This window comes from Azospirillum oleiclasticum (genome assembly GCF_013423485.1).
GTDB classification, from domain to species: domain Bacteria; phylum Pseudomonadota; class Alphaproteobacteria; order Azospirillales; family Azospirillaceae; genus Azospirillum; species Azospirillum oleiclasticum.
The window spans coordinates 335,406-352,955 of record NZ_JABFFR010000005.1 but is presented as its reverse complement, the minus strand read 5'-3'; the positions used below and the strand labels follow the sequence as shown (position 1 = coordinate 352,955).

Genomic DNA, 17,550 nt, shown 5'->3' with positions numbered 1-17,550 from the left:
AAGACGACGTTGCTTGGGGAGCAAACCGGATGGTGGCGTTTCCCCCTCACCCAACCCTCTCCCCGGTGGGGAGAGGGCGACACGCGCAGTGGGGAGTCGGCAATCCGGCAATTTGTATCCGTAAATCGTATTTCTGCATACAGAACGCGCAGCCGCGCCTAACGGGCGCGCAGCATCGTGCGCGGCAGGGCGGCGATGAAGTCGGTGAGGTTGTCGCCGAGCAGGTTCACATGGTCGCGCATGGCACGCTGCGCCTCGTCGGCGTCGGCGGCCTTGATAGCGTTGAAGATCCGCTCGTGCTCGCCAATGGTGGCGGCCATGCGGCCGGGCTGGAAGGTGACGTAGCGGCGGTAGGGGGCGACGCGGTTGCGCAAACTGCGCGTCTGCTCGGCCACGAATTCCGCCTGGGAGGCGTCGTAGATGACCTCGTGGAACTCCCGGTTCACGTCGTAGAAGGTGCCGGGATCGCCCTGGCGCAGCGCCTCGATCAGGCGGTCGTGCGCCTCCTGCATGGCGCGGCGGTGGTTCGGCGTGGCGCGCCGGGCGGCCAGCCGGGCGCACAGGCCCTCCATTTCCGCCATCACCTGGAACATCTCGATCAGCATGGCGACGGTGATGGTGGACACGACAGCACCCTGGCGCGAGCGCATCTCCACCAGCCCGCCAGCGGCCAGCGAGCGCAGCGCCTCGCGCACCGGGGTGCGGGAGACGCCGAAGCTTTCGGCCAGTTCCACCTCGTCCAGCCGCGTGCCCGGCTCCAGCGCCCCGGCGACGATCCGCGTCTCCAGCGTGCGGCGCAGGGTTTCCGCCAGCGTCACCGTGCGTTCCGTGTCCAATCCAGCCCCCGACCGCTGTGTGCGCACCGCAGCATTCAGCACAGACGTGTGTTCCATTCCGCCCCTCGCCCGCAAGCCCCTTCCCGCACTATGAAACCTCGCGGCGATCCGTCGCAAGAGCTTGCATACGTAAGCGCAAATTATGTGCACACGATTGCCCATCGCGTGGCCATACCATCGGATGCCCCACGGGAATCCGCCGTCGATCGGCTGGCACGCGGCTTGCTGGAGATTACCGGAGCATTCACCGGCAGGGGACGAGAACGATGATGGGAGTGGTGAAGACGGTGCGCCGGGCGGCGCTGGCGCTGGGCACGCTCGCCGCGGCGGCGGCCATCGCCACGCCGGCCGCGGCGCTGGAGACGGTGTCGGTCCGGCTGAAGTGGGTGGCGCAGGCGCAGTTCGCCGGCGTCTACGTCGCCAAGGCCAAGGGCTTCTACGAGGCGGAGGGGTTGGACGTCACCATCAACCCCGGCGGCCCCAACCTGAACGCGGAATCGCTGGTGGCGTCGGGCAGCGACAGCTTCGCCGTCGGCGGCGGCATCGAAAGCCTGATGGCCAGCCGCGACAAGAAGCTGCCGATCGTGGGGCTGGGCATGATGCACCAGCGCACGCCCTACGTCTTCGTCACCATGAACGACAGCGGCATCAAGACGCTGAAGGACTTCAAGGGCAAGAAGGTCACCACCTTCTTCACCGGCGCCCAGCACACGCTGAACGCCATGCTGCTGAAGGAGGGGGTCAACCCCGCCGACGTGACCATCACCGCGCAGGCCGTCTCCATGACCCCCTTCATCAGCAAGGAGGTCGATGTCGCCACGGTCACGCTCTACAACGAGCTGAACGTGCTGAAGGCGCGCGGCATCACCAACGTCACCGTCTTCGCGCCCGACGACTACGGCATCAGCGTGCCGCGCGACGTGCTGATCACCTCGGAGAAGATGATCGCCGAAAAGCCCAAGGCGGTGCAGGGCTTCCTGAACGCCACGCTGCGCGGCTGGAAATACGCCATTCAGAACCAGGGCGAGGCCGTGGACATCGTGATGGCCGCCGCCCCCGGCCTGGACAAGGCGCACCAGACCGCCATGCTGGCCGAGGCCGGCCGCCTCACCATCGCCGACGCCGGCACCACCAAGGGCATCGCCGCACTCGACATGGATCGGCTGAAGGGCGCCCACGACCTGCTGCTGAACGCCAAGGTCATCAACGCCCCGGTCGATTTCGCCACCGCCTTCGCCCCGCAGTTCTGGGACGCGGTGCCCGCCGCCGACAAGAAGATGTGACCGGCGACGGCGCATCCACCGAAGACGCATGAGCAAATGGGAGACCCGATGATGGCAGGCGGAGCGATGCCGGGCCGGACGATTCCGCAGCCGGTGGAGGCGGTGCCCGAAACGGCGCCCCCCATCGTGGAACTGGCCAACGTCTCCAAGACGTTCGGCCAGGGCCGGCAGGAGGTGTCGGCGCTGGAGCACATCCGCCTCGCCATCGGGCGGGGGGAGTTCGTCACCGTGGTCGGCCCCAGCGGCTGCGGCAAGAGCACGCTGTTCAACATCCTGGCCGGCCTGACGGAGGCCGATCCGGGTGCCAGCATCCGCTATGGCGGCCAGCCGCGCGCCGCGAAGGAGCTGCTGGGCAAGGTCGCCTTCATGCCGCAGCGCGACCTGCTGCTGCCGTGGCGCCGGGTGGTGGACAACGCCATCCTGCCCTTGCAGGTGGAGGGCATGTCGCGGGCCGAGGCGCTGAAGCGCGCGGCCCCGATGTTCCCGGAATTCGGTCTGGCCGGCTTCGAGAAGCACTACCCGCACCAGCTTTCGGGCGGCATGCGGCAGCGGGTGGCGCTGATGCGCACCTTCCTGTTCGAACGCGACCTGACCCTGCTGGACGAGCCGTTCGGTGCCTTGGACGCGCTGACGCGCAGCCTGATGCAGCGCTGGCTGCTGGAGGTCTGGCAGCGCCACCAGCGCACCATCCTGTTCATCACCCACGATGTGGACGAGGCGATCTTCCTTGGCGACCGGGTGGTGGTGATGACCGCGCGTCCCGGCCGCATCAAGCTGGTCCTGGACGTGAAGCTGCCGCGCCCGCGCGACGCGGAGATCGTCACCTCCCCCGAATTCATCCAGATCAAGCGCCAGGTGCTCGCCGCCATCGAGGAGGAGAGCCTGAAGAGCTTCCAGCAGGCGACGGGGGGCTGAGGCCATGCGCTCCACCTTCGTGCCGCAGATCGCGGCGCTGCTGGGCCTCCTCTTCCTGTGGGAGGCGGTGGTGCTGGCCTTCAACGTGCCGGCGCACGTCATGCCGACGGCCAGCGCCGTGCTGCAGGACATCGGCACCGGCGCCGCCCTGATCGGCCGCGGCGTCGCCCGCACGCTGCTGGAGACGCTGCTGGGCTTCGCCATCGGCGCCATGGTCGGCTTCGCCTTCGGCGCCGCCTTCGCGTGGTCGCGCGCGCTGGAGCGGGTGCTGTTCCCGCTCTTCATCCTGTCCCAGGCCATCCCCGTCATCGCCTTCGGCGCGCTGGTGGTGATGTGGCTGGGCAACGGCATCTGGTCGAAGGTCGCCATCGCCGCCTACCTCACCGCCTTCCCGGTCACCGTCAACACCTGCCGCGGCATGCGCTCGGTGGATCCGCAGCGGGTGGCGCTGCTGCGCAGCTTCGGCGCCGGCGACTGGCGGGTGTTCTGGTCCCTGCAGGTGCCCTTCGCCCTGCCCTCCATCATGGCGGCGCTGAAGCTCGGCATCAGCCTCGGCCTGATCGGCGCCATCGTCGGGGAATGGTTCGGCGACACGGTGGGTCTCGGCATCCTGCTGTTGCAGGCGATGTATATGGAGAACATGCCCCGGCTGTGGGCGGTGATCCTGGTCTGCGGCGTGATCGGCATCGCGCTCTACGCGCTGATGGAGGCGATCGAGCGCCGCTGGGTGTGGTGGAGGCCGGAGCTGTGAGCAACAAGACCGCTGCGCTGGGCGCCGACATCGCGATCGGCGTCGCCGGCCCGCTGCTGGTTCTGGTGCTGTGGGAGGCGCTGGTCCGCGGCCTCGCCGTGCCGACCTATGTGCTGCCCGCCCCCAGCGCCATCGCCGCGCAGGTGGTGACCGACCTGCCGCTGCTGCTCGGCGGCCTCGGCGTCACGCTGGGCGAGGCCGCTGCCGGCTACGCCATCGGCGCCGCGATCGCCCTGGCGCTCGCCTGCCTCTTCGTGCTGGCCCCCGTGCTGGAGCGCATCCTGCTGCCGGTGCTGGTGGCGCTGAACTCGGTTCCGGTGGTGGCCTTCGCCCCGGTGGCGCTGCTGTGGTTCGGCATGGGGCCGGCGTCGAAGATCGCCATGGTCACGCTGGCCGTCGGCTTCGCCGTCTTCGTCAACGCCCACCACGGGCTGCGCGCGGTGGACGAGAGTGCCGCCAACCTGCTGCGCTCCTTCGGCGCGGGGCCGTTGCGGCAGATGGTGCTGCTGCGGGTGCCGGCCGCTCTGCCGTCGATCATGAACGGCCTGCGCGTGGCCGTGGTGCGCAGCATGATCATCGCCATCGTCGCGGAGATGATCGGCGCCTACAAGGGGCTGGGCTGGACCATCTTCGAGGCCACCCAGCAGGTGGATTTCCTGCGCGTCTGGGCCGCCATCGCCGTCGCGTCCGCCGCCAGCATGGCGGTGTACGGGGTGGTGAACTGGCTGGACCGGCGCCTCGTCTTCTGGAGATGACAGCGATGGACGGAGTTTCCGTGCCGGACGCCGAACGGCGCCTGCGCATCGACCTCGCCGCCGCCTTCCGCATGGTGGCGCGGCTGGGTCTCGACGACCTGATCTACAACCACATCTCGGTGCGGGTGCCGGGGGCGGAGGGGCAGTTCCTCATCAACCCCTACGGCCTGCTGTTCAGCGAGCTGACGGCGTCCGACCTCGTGCGCATCGACGTGGAGGGCAACAAGCTCTGCGACTCGCCGCACGCGGTGAACCTCGCCGGCTTCATCATCCATTCCGCCATCCATGGTGCCCGCGACGACGCGGTGTGCGTTCTGCACACCCATTCCGACTCTCTCGTCGCCGTCTCGGCCCTGCCGGAGGGGCTGCTGCCGCTCAGCCAATTCGCCATGTGGTTCCATCGGCGCCTCGCCTGGCACGACTATGAGGGCGTGGCCATCGACGCCGACGAGCGGGGCCGCCTCGTGCGCGACCTCGGCCCCCACCGGGCGATGCTGATGCGCAACCACGGCATCCTCACCATCGGCCGCACGGTGGGGGAGGCCTTCATGCTGCTCTACTACGCCGAGCGCGCCGCCCGCATCCAGCTCAAGGCCCAGTCCGCCGCCGGCGGCCGGCCGCTGGTGCTGCCGCCCGAGGAGGTGTGCGAGAAGGCCGCCCGCCAGTTCTGGGAACAGCAGGGCGACATCCGCATTCCCGGCGAACGCGAATGGCCCGCCCTGCTCCGCGACCTCGACCGCGCCGACCCCGGCTACCGATCCTGAATCACGCCCACCGGAGAGCCTAAGATGCTGCACACCCGTCCCCTGTCCGACGTGATCGGGCTGGAAATCCGCGACCTCGACTTGAGCAAGCCCGTCGACGATGCCACCTTCGCGGCGATCGAGGACGCGCTGAACCGGCATTCCCTGCTGCTGTTCCGCGGCCAGACCCTGACCAACCACCAGCACGTCGAGTTCAGCCGCCGCTTCGGGTCGCTGATGACCCATGTGCTGAAGCAGTACCTGACCACCGACCTGCCGGAGATCTACGTGCTCTCCAACGTGGTCGAGGCCGGCAAGCCCAAGGGCAACCACAAGGAGGGCTGGAACTGGCATTCCGACCTGTCCTATGTGGAGAATCCCAGCCTGGGATCCGTCCTCTACGCGGTCGAGGTGCCGCCGGTGGGCGCGGACACGCTGTTCGCCAGCATGCACGCGGCGTGGGACGCGCTTCCGACCGAGACCAAGGCGCGCATCCGCCACCTGAAGGCCGTGCACAGCTACGCCGGCTATTACGACAAGTATTTCCCCGACCGCCCGCCGCTGACCGCGGAGCAGAAGGCGGCGACGCCCGACGTGGTGCACCCCGTCGTGCGCACCCACCCCGTCACCGGCCGCCTGTCGCTCTATGTCGGGCAGGACATCGTGAAGGAGATCCAGGGACTGCCGGCCGAGGAGGGGGCCGCCCTGCTGGCCGAGCTGAACGCGCACGCCATCGACGACGCCTTCTCCTACCGCCATGTCTGGCGGCAGGGTGACCTGATCGTGTGGGACAACCGCTGCACCATGCACAAGGCCACCCCCTACGACGACGCCGCCTACCGCCGGGTCATGCACCGCACGACGGTGGCTGGCGACCGGCCCTTCTGAGGCGGGTGGACCCGATGCTGGGGGCCGACCACCTCGTCCGCTCGCTGATCGCCGGCGGGGTCGAGCTGTGCCTCGGCAACCCCGGCACGTCGGAGATGCACTTCATCGCCGCGTTGGACCGCAATCCCGGCCTGCGCTGCGTGCTGACGCTGTTCGAGGGGGTGGCGACCGGGGCGGCGGACGGCTACGCGCGGCTGGCCGGCAAGCCGGCCGCAACGCTGATGCATCTCGGCCCCGGCCTGGCGAACGGGCTGTGCAACCTGCACAACGCGCGCCGGGCGCGGGTGCCGCTGCTCAACATCGTCGGCGAGCACGCCGCCCACCATCGCGCCTACGACGCGCCGCTGCATTCGGATGTGGAGGCGGTGGCCCGTCCCTTCTCCGACTGGGTGCGTACGGCGCAATCCGCGGCCACCCTGTCCCACGACTGCGCCGCCGCCATCGCCGCCGCCCGCACCCCGCCCGGCCGCATCGCCACCCTGATCCTGCCCGCCGACACCGCCTGGACGGAGGCCGGGGACGCCGCCCCCACCCCCCTGCCGCCGGTGCCGGACCCGCTGCGCGTCGACGCCGCGCGGGTGGAGGCCGCCGCCCGCACCCTGCGCTCCGGGGAGCCGGCGGCGCTGCTGATCGGCGGGGCCGCCCTGCTCGACCGCGGGCTGGATCTCGCCCACCGCATCGCCGCGGCGACCGGCTGCCGGGTGATCGCCCCGATGTCCAACGCCCGCATCACCCGCGGGCGGGGCCGCCCGCCGGTGCCCCGCATTCCCTTCGCGGTGGACGCCGCCTGCGCCTTCATGGGGGGCTTGCGCCATGTGGTCATGGTCGGCGCCAAGCCGCCGGTGGCCTTCTTCGCCTACCCCGACAAGCCCAGCCTGCTCACCCCGCCCGGCTGCGCCCTGCATCCGCTCGCGGGGATCGAGGAGGACGCGCTGCGGGCGCTGGCCGACCTCGCCGACGCGCTCGACGCGCCAGCCGTGCCCCCGCCGCCGGACAAGCCCGCGCCCATGGCACCCGACACGGGCGGGCGGATCACCGGGCCGGGGCTCGCCGCCCTGCTCGCCCGGCGTCTGCCCGAGGACGCCGTGGTGATCGACGAGGCGTTGTCGCTGGGCTTCGCCCTCTACGACGGCACCCACGCGGCGGCGCCGCACGACTGGCTCCAGATGGCCGGCGGGGCGACCGGCGAGGGGCTGCCGCTGGCGGTGGGCGCGGCACTCGCCCGCCCCGACCGCAAGGTCGTCTGCCTGCAAGCCGACGGCAGCGGCCTCTACACCGTGCAGGCGCTGTGGACCCTGGCGCGGGAGGGGCTGGACGTGACCGTGCTGGTGCTGTCCAACCGCGCCTACGCCACCCTGACCGGCGAGCTCGCCAAGGTCGGCGCCCGCAACCCCGGCCCGTCCGCCCTCGGCATGATCCGCCTCGACGCCCCCGCCATCGGCTGGCCCGACCTCGCCCGCGGCTTCGGCGTCCCGGCATCCCGCGCCACCACCCCGGCGGAGGCCGACGCCGCCATCGCCGCCGCCCTCGCCACCCAAGGGCCGGCGCTGGTCGAGCTGGTCCTGTAGCGGGTGCTCACCCCGCCGCCACCAACCCCGACATCACGGCGCGGAGCTGGGCCGGCTTGACCGGCTTGTTGAGCAGCAGGCAGCCGGCGGCACGCGCCTCGTCGGCCAGCTCCGTCGTACGGTTGGCGGTGATGATGACCGCCGGCAGCGCCGCCCCGGCGGCAGCGCGCAGACGCGCCACCTCGTTCACCCCCAAAGCGCCGTCGTCCAGATGGTAGTCGGCGATCAACAGGTCCGGCACCCGCGGCAGTTCCGACAGGCGGGCCAGCGCCTCGGCACCGTTGGTGGCGCTCACCACCTCGCAGGACCAGCCGCGCAGCAACGCCTCCATCCCGGCGACGACCGCCGGCTCGTTGTCGAGCACCAGCACCGAGGTGCCGGCCAACTGGTCGACCCGCGGACGCGCGGTCGTGCCACCCGTGCTGCGCGTGGCGCGGCGGTCGGTGCCGCGCGGCACCGTGACGGCGAAGACCGAGCCGCGCCCCGGCTCCGACCGCACGGTGACGCGGTGCTCCAGCATGCGCGCGACGCGGTCGACGATGGCGAGGCCCAGCCCCATGCCGCGATCGGCGCCCTTGGCGCCGGGCGTGTCGAGCCGCCGGAACTCCTGGAAGATCTCGTCCAGCTTGTCGGGTGGGATGCCGGGGCCGCTGTCCCACACCTCGATGCGCACGCCGTCCGCGACCCGCCGGCAGCCGACCAGGACGCGCCCCCGCTGCACGTAGCGCAGCGCGTTGGACAGGAAATTCTGCACGATCCGCCGCAGCAGCCGGATGTCGCTGCGCACGACAGCGCCGGTGCCGACCACCCGCAGCGTGATCCCGCGCTCCATCGCCACCGCGGCGTATTCGTTGGCGAGCGGCACCAGGATGCCGCGCAGCGGGAAGTCCGTCACTTCCGGCGTCACCGCCCCGGCGTCGAGTTTGGAGATGTCGAGCAGCGCCGACAGCAGATCCTCGACCGAGGCGAGTGCCGCATCGACGTTGCGCACCAGCTCCCCGTTGGGGTCCGGCTGCTCCAGGTCGGCGAGGGCGGAGACGAACAGGCGGGCGGCGTTCAGCGGTTGCAGCAGGTCGTGGCTGGCCGCCGCCAGGAAGCGGGTCTTGGACAGGTTGGCCTGCTCCGCGTCGGCCTTGGCAAGGCGCATCGCCGCCTCCGCCGCGACGCGCTCGCCCACCTCCTGCTGGAGCTGGTCGTTGAGGCGCATCAGCGCGCTCTTCTCCGCCTGTTCGGACTCGCGCCGGCGCTCCTCCTCCCGCTTGACGTCGGTGATGTCGGTGTAGACGCCGACGATGCCGCCGTCGCGGGTGCGCCGCTCGTTCACCTGGACCCAGCGCCCGTCCGACAGGCGGCTGATGAAGGGGCCGTTCATGCCGTGGCGGTGCTGCATCCGTTCGGTCAGCCACACCGCCGGCACCGGCTCGGCCACGGCGGCGGCGTCGGCCACCATGGCGGCGATGTCGGCGAAGCGGATGCCGGGCTGGATGCGGTCGGCCACCCCGCTCCAATAGGACAGGTATTTGCGGTTGCACAGCACCAGCCGGTCCTCGGCGTCGAACAGGGCGAAGCCCTCGTTCACCGACTCGATCGCCTCGTAGAGGCGCGAGCGCATGGTCTCCGCCAGCTCCTTGGCGCGGGCGAGGTCGCGGTGGCTGTCCTCGAGCTGGCGCAGCGCGCGCTCCAGCTCGGTCGTGCGCTCGCGGATCTTGTGCTCCAGCACGATGGCGGTCTGGAACAGGGAGAAGGCGCCGCCCTGGAAGTCCATGGAGCGTTCCACCCGCTCCATCAGCACCCGGTTGATGCGGCGGAGCTTGGCGTTCTCGCGTTCGAGATCCGCGATGCGCTGCCGGTCGGTCATGACCGCCTCCCGCCGATGGCCACCCCGGTGAAGGTCTGGTTGACGTGCATGCCGCTGTACTGCTCGCCATAGGCGCAGAAGCCGACGACGCGGTGCCGGGCCAGCCGGGTGGAAATCTCGTCCGCCAACCCGCGCTGCTCCATCTCCAGCCGGCGCAGGATGCAGTCGCAGCCCAGGATCAGCGCCGGCTCCCCCACCTCCGCCCGGATGCCCTGCATCAGCGTGTCGAGGTTGGCGAGCGGGTCCACCCCCTCGGCCACCGTCAGCACGATCCCCTCGTCGATGGCGCAGAAGAAGGTCAGGCTGGCGTCCTCGTTGACCTTCTGGATGGAGCGCACATGGTACTGGCCGCCGACGCGCACCACCACCGGGTGGCTGGCGAAGATCATCGGCGTCAACGCCTGCCCCTCCAGCCCGACCAGCCGGGCGTATTCCGGGCCGGCCGGCTCGGCGTTGATCTCGGTGACGACGCGCCGCTGCGGGTCGGCACCGGTCACCACCATCTTGCGATCGGCGCTGACGAAATGCTGGGTGCGGAAGACGCTGAAGGGCCGCGCCGTGGTGAACAGCGCGGCGACCGCGGCGTCGGGGTGGAAGGCACCGTCGTGCAGCACGAAGGTGCGCTCGAAATGCAGGTCGTCGCCGGCCGACGCGCCGAACAGCGGGATGTCGAGCAGCGCCCCGTGCAGCGCGCTGACCACCAGATCCTCGCTGAGCGACAGCCCGTCAATCAGCAGCATGGCGAAGCTGTCGGCGTGCGCGCCGAGCGGCCGCGACCGCGCGTCCAGCGCGGCGTCGCGCCGGTCCAGCAGCGTGCGCGCGACGGTTCCGCCATCCTCGAAGCGGAATCCCTTCACCCCCTCCACCAGCGCGGTGACGATGCTGAAATCCGCGGTGGGGAAGCCGACGGCGACGATCGCCCCGGTGGTGTAGCCCTCCGGCCCGATCTCCCCCGCCGTGGTGCAGCCGATCACCGGAACGGCGCCGAACGTCTCGGCCAGGGCCGCCGCCAGCGCATCGCGGTCATAGCGCGGGGCGACGAAGACGAGCACCAGCTCCAGCGCGTCGCCGCCCAGCCCGCGGCGCAGCTCCCGCACCGCCGCGGCGGGGTCGTCGGCCCGCGATATGGCCCGCGGCAGCGCCGCCCCGCCGTCCGGCAACGCGGTGCGGGGCGGCGCCCCGGCCACCGTCTCCGTCATCGCGGCGTCCTCCGGCGTTGGTGTGCGTACGGCCAGAGTACTCCACGGGTGGCGGCGGGCAAGCCCGATGCGCGGGGTGGTGGATGCGACCATGGTCGGATGCGGCCCCGGCGGTCAGGCGATGTCGTGCGCGGGAAGCGGGGCCGCCAGCCCCGGCAGCTCGGCGTCGGTGAAAAGGCGGGCGCGCGCGATGAAGCGGACACCGTCCGGCGTCTCCAGCGAGAAACCGCCGCTGCGGGACGTCACCACATCCAACACCACCTGGCTGTGCTTCCACCAGACGAAGGTGTCGTCGGCCATGCAGAAGGGCGCGCCGCCCACCGTGCCAAGGCAGAGATCGCGCCCGCCCAGCCGGAACTCCCCGCGTGGCAGGCAGAGCGGCGCGCTGCCGTCGCAGCAGCCGCCGGAGAGGTGGAACAGCAGCGACCCGTGCTTCGCCGTCAGCCGCGCGACGAGGGCGAGGGCCGCGTCCGTGGCGGTCACGCGGTCGGTCATGGCGGTGGTCCCTCTTACGAAAAATGGGCCGGGAGCTTGACACTCCCGGCCCCAGTTCACCCGATGGGAGGAGGACGCGGCTCAGAAGAAACCGAGCGCCTTCGGGCTGTAGCTGACCAGCAGGTTCTTGGTCTGCTGGTAGTGGTCCAGCATCATCCGGTGCGTCTCGCGCCCGATGCCCGACTGCTTGTAGCCGCCGAAGGCCGCGTGCGCCGGGTAGAGGTGGTAGCAGTTGGTCCACACGCGGCCCGCCTGGATGCCGCGGCCCATGCGGAAGGCGCGGTTGCCGTCACGGGTCCACAGGCCGGCACCCAGACCGAAGCTGGTGTCGTTGGCAAGCGTCAGCGCCTCCTCCTCGGTCTCGAAGGTGGTGACCGACACCACCGGCCCGAAGATCTCCTCCTGGAAGACGCGCATCTTGTTGTGGCCTTCCAGAACCGTCGGGGTGACGTAGTAGCCGCCCTCCAGCTCGCCGCCGAGATGGGCGCGCTCACCGCCGATCAGCACGTTGGCACCCTCGGCCCGGCCGATGTCGATGTAGGACAGGATCTTATCAAGCTGCTCCTGCGACGCCTGGGCGCCGATCATGGTGTTCGGGTCGAGCGGATGGCCCTGCTTCACCTTGCCCACGCGGGCGACGGCGCGCTCCATGAAGCGGTCGTAGATGGACTTCTGCACCAGCACGCGGCTGGGGCAGGTGCACACCTCGCCCTGGTTGAGCGCGAACATGGCGAAGCCTTCCAGCGCCTTGTCCAGGTAATCGTCGTCGTCGGCCAGCACGTCGGCGAAGAAGATGTTGGGCGACTTGCCGCCCAGTTCCAGCGTGACGGGGATGATGTTCTCCGCCGCGTACTGCATGATCAGGCGGCCGGTCGAGGTCTCGCCGGTGAAGGCGACCTTGGCGATGCGCTTGGAGGTGGCGAGCGGCTTGCCCGCCTCGAGCCCGAAGCCGTTGACCACGTTCAGCACGCCGGGCGGCAGGATGTCGCCGATGATGTCCATCAGCACCAGGATGCCCATCGGCGTCTGCTCGGCCGGCTTCAGCACGACGCAGTTGCCGGCGGCCAGCGCCGGGGCGATCTTCCAGGCGGCCATCAGCAGCGGGAAGTTCCAGGGGATGATCTGGCCGACGACGCCCAGCGGCTCATGGAAGTGATAGGCGTAGGTGGTGTGGTCGATCTCGGCGATCGTGCCTTCCTGGGCGCGGATGCAGCCGGCGAAGTAGCGGAAATGGTCGATCGCCAGCGGCACGTCGGCGGCGCGGGTCTCGCGGATCGGCTTGCCGTTGTCCAGCGTCTCGGCCAGCGCCAGGACCTCCAGCCGCTCCTCCATCCGGTCGGCGATCTTCAGCAGCATGTTGGCGCGGTCGGTGGGGGAGGTGCGGCCCCACGCGTCCTTCGCCTTGTGCGCCGCGTCCAGCGCCATCTCCACATCCGCGGCCTGCGAACGCGCCACGTCGCACAGCGGCTTGCCGCTGATCGGGGTCAGGTTCGTGAAGTATTGGCCCTCCACCGGCGCCACCCACTGGCCGCCGATGAAGTTGTCGTAGCGGGAGCGGAGCACGAGTTGCTTCGTCAGCGTGTCCAGGGCTTGGTGGAGCATGGCGGTTCCTCAGTCGTTGGCTCCGGCCGCCGGATGTCCGCCGCGCCGGAATGTTTGTCCGGCTCTGTCATCCGACGTTTCGATGGTTCGGGTAAATGATACTATGGTCGGACGGGGTGGGACCGCGGCGTCGCGAGCCCCTGCCGGTTGCTGGTCCGACACCACACGGGCACACGCCGCAACCCTCCGCGGACGCTGGGCTTCGACCATCGACCCATAGGAGCCGCGCCGGCCACCCGCCGCCGTTGTACCATCGTCCAATTATTTCGTGATCGGACGACCTTCTATGATCCGGGCCGACAAACAAGCCCGGTTCATGGAAAGGACGCCCCAATGACCCCAACGACACCCCGGACGCTGGCCCTTGCCGGTCTGGCCCTCGGCGCCGTCGCGGCCCTCGCGGTGGCCGTCCAGGCACCGTCGGCCCGCGCCCACGGCGACATGGCGCCGCAGGCCGTCGACACCGCCGGTCTCGATCGGCTCGGCACCGACTGGCGGGACAGCAACCCCTATCGCGGCAACAAGCGCGCCATCGACATCGGGGAGTCGGCCTTCAACCAGAACTGCGCGCGCTGCCATGGCCTGGGTGCCGTGTCCGGCGGCATCGCGCCTGACCTGCGCTACCTGGAGAAGGGCGACAGCGGCGACGAGTGGTTCAAGGAGCGGGTGACCAACGGCGCCATCCGCGACGGCGTGACCTACATGCCCCGCTTCGGCGAGGCGCTGGGCCAGGAGGCCCTGTGGGCGATCCGCAGCTGGCTGGAAACCGTGCACGAGGAGTGATCCCGATGCCGACGCCACGGCCTGCCCCGCCGGCGTCCGCCATCGCCGCCCTTCTGGTGATCGCGGGTCCCGCCCTGGCGGACGTTCCGGCGGACCCGCTGGGGTCCGTGATGTGGGAGGTGCTGGCGCCCGCCGTCTTCGGGGATGCGCCGGTCGTCTTCGACGAGCGCGTGACCGTGCTCGCCCCGGCGGATGTGGAGAACGCGCTCGCCATGCCGCTGGCGGTGGACGCCACGGCGCTTCCCGACGTGCGGGAGATGGTGCTGGTGGCCGACCTCAACCCCTTCCCGGTGGTGCTGCGATTCGAGCCGCTGGCGGCCCGCGCCTTCATCGCCACCCGCATCAAGGTGGAGCAGGCGACCGCCGTGCGCGGGGCGGCGCGCACCGCCGACGGGGTCTGGCACGTGAACGGCCGGCTGGTGGACGCCGCCGGCGGCGGCTGTGCCGCCCCGCCCCGCGCCTACGCCGCCGGCGACTGGACCCGGCATCTGGGCGAGGTGCAGGCCCGCGCCTGGCCGGCGGCGGACGGGTCGGCGCGGCTGAAGCTGCGTGTCCGCCACCCCATGGACACCGGCCTGTCCGCCGGCATCCCCGCCTATTTCATCGACCGGCTGACGGTGGCGGGGGAGGACGGCCGCCCACTCGCCCGCATCCACCCGCTGGAGCCGGTGTCGGAGGATCCGGTCTTCACGCTGGTGGCTCTGCCGGCCCCCGGCACCCGCGCCCTGGCTCTGACCGGCCGCGACAACAACGGCATCGAGTTCGCCGCGACCATCCCGATGACGGAGGCCGCGCCGTGACCCGCCTGCTCGTCCTTCTCGCCGTGCTGCTGGCCGCGGGGGCCGGTCGCCCCGCCTCGGCGCTCACCTATGGGCTGACCCCTGTGCGGATCGCCGAGGACACCTGGGTGTTCGTGGGCGGCACCGACCACTTCACCCGCGCCAACGGCGGCAACATCCTGAATCCGGGCTTCATCGTCACCGGCGACGGGGTGGTGGTGATCCAGACCGGTCCCTCCCGCCGCTTCGGGGAGGAGATGCGGGCCGCCATCCGCAAGGTGACGGCGGAACCCATACGCATCGTCTATGTCGGCAACCTCCACCCCGACTATTTCCTGGGCGCGCAGGCCTTCCCCGACGTGCCGGTCGCCGCCCTGCCCGGCACCATCGACGGCATCCGGAACGAAGGCGCCGCCATCGCCGGCAACATGTACCGCCTCGTCGGCGACTGGATGCGCGGGACCGAGCCGGTGACGCCCAGCCACGCCGTGCGCGGCTCCACCGTCGTCATCGGCACGCACCGGCTGCGCCTGATCGAGCGGCACGGCCACACCGCCGCCGATCTCGCCATCCTCGACGAGACGACGGGGGTGCTGTTCGCTGGCGGGTTGGTCTTTTCCGACCGCACGCCGACCACGCCGCACGCCGACATCCCGGCCTGGCTGGCGTCGCTCGACGCGCTGGCGGGGCTGGAATTCACCACGCTGGTCCCCAACCACGGCCGCATCCGCAGCGGTGCCGATGCGCACGCCGCCATCGCCGAGACCCGCGATTGGCTGACCTGGCTCGACGGCACGCTGCGCGCCGCGGCGGCCGAGGGGCGCGACATGGCGGAGATGCTGGACCACCCCATCCCGGAGCGCTTCCACCGCATGAACGTGCTGCGCGCGGAGTACCAGCGCTCCGTCGCCCATCTCTGGCCGGCCATCGAGCGGGAAACCCTCCCCCGGATCCGGTGATTCCGCGCCTGACCATTCGACTATCCGACAATGGAGGAATCCCGCGAAGACGCCTAATCCAGAGACCACCCGATCGGCCCCCGCCGTCCCGCCATCAAGAACAAGCCGCCCCCCGACAGCGGCGACGCCAAAGCCCCAGCCCGCAGACCTGCCGGGAACAACCATGGAAGGAAACACGCTCATGACGCTCAACCGGACAACCGCCGGATCGTCGCTGAAGAAGACCATCGCGTCGCTGGCCCTGGTCACCGCGGGCATGCTGGCCGCCCTGGCGCTGCCGGCCGCCGCCGACACGGTCTCGTGGGAGGCCATCGCCGACGACGCCGCGACCACCAAGGACGTCCTCATGTACGGCATGGGGCTGGAGGGCAAGCGCTTCAGCCCCCTGACCCAGATCACCACGGAGAATGTGGCCAAGCTGGTCCCCGCCTGGTCCTTCTCCTTCGGCGACGAGAAGCAGCGCGGGCAGGAGACGCAGGCGCTGGTGCATGAAGGCGTGATCTACATCACCGCCTCCTACTCCCGCATGTTCGCGCTGGACGCCAAGACCGGCCGCAAGCTGTGGTCCTACAGCGCCCGCCTGCCCGACGACATCCGCCCCTGCTGCGACGTGGTGAACCGGGGTGCCGCCATCTACGGCGACAAGGTGTTCTTCGGCACGCTCGACGCCTCCGTCGTGGCGCTCAACAAGGACACCGGCAAGGTCGTCTGGCGCAAGAAGTTCGGCAACCACAAGGCCGGCTACACGATGACCGGCGCGCCGACCATCATCAAGGACGGCAAGACCGGCCGCGTGATGCTGATCCACGGCTCCTCCGGCGATGAGTTCGGCGTGGTCGGGCAGCTCTACGCCCGCGATCCGGACACCGGCGACGAGATCTGGATGCGCCCGCTGGTCGAGGGCCACATGGGCCGCCTCAACGGCAAGGACAGCACCCCGACCGGCAACCCGCAGGCGCCGTCCTGGCCGCGCGACAAGGACGGCAAGCTGGTGGACGCCTGGAACCACGGCGGCGGCGCGCCGTGGCAGAGCGCCACCTTCGACACGGCGACCAACACAATCGTCATCGGCGCCGGCAATCCCGCGCCGTGGAACGGCTGGGCGCGCTCGCCGGGCGACAGCCTCTTCACCTCCGGCCAGGCCTATGTCGACCCGACCACCGGCGAGCTGAAGGGCTTCTACCAGCACACGCCCAACGACACCTGGGACTTCTCCGGCAACAACGAGATCGTGCTGTTCGACTACACCGACGCGTCGGGCAAGACGATCAAGGCATCGGCGCACGCCGACCGCAACGGCTTCTTCTTCGTCACCGACCGCAACAAGCTGGCGGCACCGGGCGGCGAGATCAACCGGCCGACCGCCCTGATCGCCGCCTATCCCTTCGTGGACGGCATCACCTGGGCCAAGGGCTTCGACACCAAGACCGGCCGGCCGATCGAGGTCGAGGGACAGCGCCCGCCCCTGCCGGCCGAGGGTGAGAGCAAAGGCAAGGTGGTCGAGGTCTCCCCGCCCTTCCTGGGTGGCAAGAACTGGAACCCGATGGCCTACAGCGAGGACACCAAGCTCTTCTACATCCCGGCCAACCATTGGAAGGAGAGCTACTGGACCGAGCATGTGACCTACAAGGAGGGGGCCGCCTATCTCGGCATGGGCTTCCGCATCCACAAGATGTTCAACGACCATGTCGGCATCCTGCGGGCCATGGACCCGCAGACCGGCAAGATCGTGTGGGAGCACAAGGAGGAGCTGCCGCTGTGGGCCGGCGTGGTCACCACCCGCGGCAACCTCGTCTTCACCGGCACCGGCGACGGCTACCTCAAGGCCTTCGACGCCAAGACGGGCAAGGAGCTGTGGAAGTTCCAGACCGGCTCCGGCATCGTCTCCTCCCCGGTCACCTGGGAGCAGGACGGCGTGCAGTACGTCGGCGTGGCCTCCGGCTACGGCGGGGCGGTGCCGCTGTGGGGCGGCGACATGGCCGACCTGACCACCCGCGTGTCGCAGGGCGGATCCTTCTGGGTGTTCAAGCTGTCCGACATCAAGGTCGCTGGCGCCAACTGACCGACCGGCGGCGCGGCCGGCGGCATCCCCGCCGGCCGCGCCCTCCACCGTCTGCCACACCGGAGGACACGATC

General features: G+C 70.5%; 16 protein-coding genes. 11 read left to right on the top strand and 5 right to left on the bottom strand.

The window, feature by feature from the left end:
• Positions 1-158: 158 nt before the first annotated feature.
• Positions 159-836: a GntR family transcriptional regulator gene (locus HL658_RS09400; RefSeq protein ID WP_246337405.1), complete on the bottom strand. Its 678-nt coding sequence runs from the start codon at positions 834-836 to the stop codon at positions 159-161.
• 266 nt (positions 837-1,102) lie between these two features.
• Here HL658_RS09400 and HL658_RS09395 point away from each other — a divergent pair, with 266 nt between their 5' ends.
• Genes HL658_RS09395 through HL658_RS09365 form a run of 7 tightly spaced genes read left to right on the top strand, consistent with a single transcriptional unit; the run spans position 1,103 to position 7,739 of the window.
• Positions 1,103-2,119: an ABC transporter substrate-binding protein gene (locus HL658_RS09395; protein ID WP_180281681.1), complete on the top strand. Its 1,017-nt coding sequence runs from the start codon at positions 1,103-1,105 to the stop codon at positions 2,117-2,119.
• A gap of 48 nt (positions 2,120-2,167) precedes the next feature.
• A complete protein-coding gene (locus tag HL658_RS09390) occupies positions 2,168-3,034 on the top strand; it encodes an ABC transporter ATP-binding protein (protein ID WP_246337404.1) in 867 nt (288 codons plus the stop codon).
• Between the two features lie 4 nt (positions 3,035-3,038).
• A complete protein-coding gene (locus HL658_RS09385) occupies positions 3,039-3,785 on the top strand; it encodes an ABC transporter permease (protein ID WP_180281680.1) in 747 nt (248 codons plus the stop codon).
• The gene (locus tag HL658_RS09380; RefSeq protein WP_180281679.1) at positions 3,782-4,540 is read left to right on the top strand and encodes an ABC transporter permease subunit; all 759 of its coding nucleotides are present in this window, start codon (positions 3,782-3,784) and stop codon (positions 4,538-4,540) included. The genes HL658_RS09385 and HL658_RS09380 overlap by 4 nt, the downstream gene beginning before the upstream one ends.
• Before the next feature lie 5 nt (positions 4,541-4,545).
• Positions 4,546-5,304, top strand: coding sequence for a class II aldolase/adducin family protein (locus tag HL658_RS09375; RefSeq protein WP_211109690.1), 759 nt, complete (start codon positions 4,546-4,548; stop codon positions 5,302-5,304).
• Between the two features lie 24 nt (positions 5,305-5,328).
• Positions 5,329-6,171: a TauD/TfdA dioxygenase family protein gene (locus HL658_RS09370; protein WP_180281677.1), complete on the top strand. Its 843-nt coding sequence runs from the start codon at positions 5,329-5,331 to the stop codon at positions 6,169-6,171.
• A gap of 14 nt (positions 6,172-6,185) precedes the next feature.
• Positions 6,186-7,739, top strand: a complete 1,554-nt coding sequence (locus HL658_RS09365; RefSeq protein ID WP_180281676.1) for an acetolactate synthase large subunit — start codon at positions 6,186-6,188, stop codon at positions 7,737-7,739.
• A 7-nt stretch (positions 7,740-7,746) separates the two neighbouring features.
• Here the strand turns inward: HL658_RS09365 and HL658_RS09360 are convergent, their stop codons facing one another.
• The 4 genes from HL658_RS09360 to adh all read right to left on the bottom strand — a co-directional run bounded on the left by HL658_RS09360 (position 7,747) and on the right by adh (position 12,893).
• Positions 7,747-9,597, bottom strand: a complete 1,851-nt coding sequence (locus HL658_RS09360; RefSeq protein ID WP_180281675.1) for a hybrid sensor histidine kinase/response regulator — start codon at positions 9,595-9,597, stop codon at positions 7,747-7,749.
• A complete protein-coding gene (gene nosP / locus HL658_RS09355) occupies positions 9,594-10,889 on the bottom strand; it encodes a nitric oxide-sensing protein NosP (RefSeq protein WP_180281674.1) in 1,296 nt (431 codons plus the stop codon). The genes HL658_RS09360 and nosP overlap by 4 nt, the downstream gene beginning before the upstream one ends.
• 21 nt (positions 10,890-10,910) lie before the next feature.
• The gene (locus HL658_RS09350; RefSeq protein WP_180281673.1) at positions 10,911-11,291 is read right to left on the bottom strand and encodes a DUF779 domain-containing protein; all 381 of its coding nucleotides are present in this window, start codon (positions 11,289-11,291) and stop codon (positions 10,911-10,913) included.
• An 81-nt stretch (positions 11,292-11,372) separates the two neighbouring features.
• On the bottom strand, positions 11,373-12,893 hold the full coding sequence (gene adh, locus HL658_RS09345; protein WP_180281672.1) for an aldehyde dehydrogenase: 1,521 nt from the start codon (positions 12,891-12,893) through the stop codon (positions 11,373-11,375).
• A gap of 333 nt (positions 12,894-13,226) precedes the next feature.
• Here adh and pedF point away from each other — a divergent pair, with 333 nt between their 5' ends.
• The 4 genes from pedF to HL658_RS09325 all read left to right on the top strand — a co-directional run bounded on the left by pedF (position 13,227) and on the right by HL658_RS09325 (position 17,476).
• On the top strand, positions 13,227-13,676 hold the full coding sequence (gene pedF, locus HL658_RS09340; RefSeq protein WP_180281671.1) for a cytochrome c-550 PedF: 450 nt from the start codon (positions 13,227-13,229) through the stop codon (positions 13,674-13,676).
• Between the two features lie 5 nt (positions 13,677-13,681).
• Positions 13,682-14,476 (top strand): quinoprotein dehydrogenase-associated SoxYZ-like carrier, encoded by a 795-nt coding sequence (locus tag HL658_RS09335; protein WP_180281670.1) that lies wholly within the window; start codon positions 13,682-13,684, stop codon positions 14,474-14,476.
• Positions 14,473-15,414, top strand: a complete 942-nt coding sequence (locus HL658_RS09330) for a quinoprotein relay system zinc metallohydrolase 1 (RefSeq protein ID WP_180281669.1) — start codon at positions 14,473-14,475, stop codon at positions 15,412-15,414. The genes HL658_RS09335 and HL658_RS09330 overlap by 4 nt, the downstream gene beginning before the upstream one ends.
• A 181-nt stretch (positions 15,415-15,595) precedes the next feature.
• Positions 15,596-17,476, top strand: coding sequence for a methanol/ethanol family PQQ-dependent dehydrogenase (locus HL658_RS09325; RefSeq protein ID WP_180281668.1), 1,881 nt, complete (start codon positions 15,596-15,598; stop codon positions 17,474-17,476).
• The last annotated feature ends 74 nt before the right edge of the window (positions 17,477-17,550 follow it).

What these genes read in the sequence shown, in the direction of transcription:
- HL658_RS09360 (WP_180281675.1), bottom strand. Translation starts at nt 9,597, where the DNA reads ATGACCGACCGGCAGCGCATCGCGGATCTCGAACGCGAGAACGCCAAG.
- HL658_RS09325 (WP_180281668.1), top strand. Translation starts at nt 15,596, where the DNA reads ATGACGCTCAACCGGACAACCGCCGGATCGTCGCTGAAGAAGACCATC.
- HL658_RS09370 (WP_180281677.1), top strand. Translation starts at nt 5,329, where the DNA reads ATGCTGCACACCCGTCCCCTGTCCGACGTGATCGGGCTGGAAATCCGC.
- HL658_RS09375 (WP_211109690.1), top strand. Translation starts at nt 4,546, where the DNA reads ATGGACGGAGTTTCCGTGCCGGACGCCGAACGGCGCCTGCGCATCGAC.
- pedF (WP_180281671.1), top strand. Translation starts at nt 13,227, where the DNA reads ATGACCCCAACGACACCCCGGACGCTGGCCCTTGCCGGTCTGGCCCTC.
- HL658_RS09350 (WP_180281673.1), bottom strand. Translation starts at nt 11,291, where the DNA reads ATGACCGACCGCGTGACCGCCACGGACGCGGCCCTCGCCCTCGTCGCG.
- HL658_RS09335 (WP_180281670.1), top strand. Translation starts at nt 13,682, where the DNA reads ATGCCGACGCCACGGCCTGCCCCGCCGGCGTCCGCCATCGCCGCCCTT.
- adh (WP_180281672.1), bottom strand. Translation starts at nt 12,893, where the DNA reads ATGCTCCACCAAGCCCTGGACACGCTGACGAAGCAACTCGTGCTCCGC.
- HL658_RS09365 (WP_180281676.1), top strand. Translation starts at nt 6,186, where the DNA reads ATGCTGGGGGCCGACCACCTCGTCCGCTCGCTGATCGCCGGCGGGGTC.
- HL658_RS09390 (WP_246337404.1), top strand. Translation starts at nt 2,168, where the DNA reads ATGATGGCAGGCGGAGCGATGCCGGGCCGGACGATTCCGCAGCCGGTG.
- HL658_RS09395 (WP_180281681.1), top strand. Translation starts at nt 1,103, where the DNA reads ATGATGGGAGTGGTGAAGACGGTGCGCCGGGCGGCGCTGGCGCTGGGC.
- nosP (WP_180281674.1), bottom strand. Translation starts at nt 10,889, where the DNA reads ATGGTCGCATCCACCACCCCGCGCATCGGGCTTGCCCGCCGCCACCCG.
- HL658_RS09385 (WP_180281680.1), top strand. Translation starts at nt 3,039, where the DNA reads ATGCGCTCCACCTTCGTGCCGCAGATCGCGGCGCTGCTGGGCCTCCTC.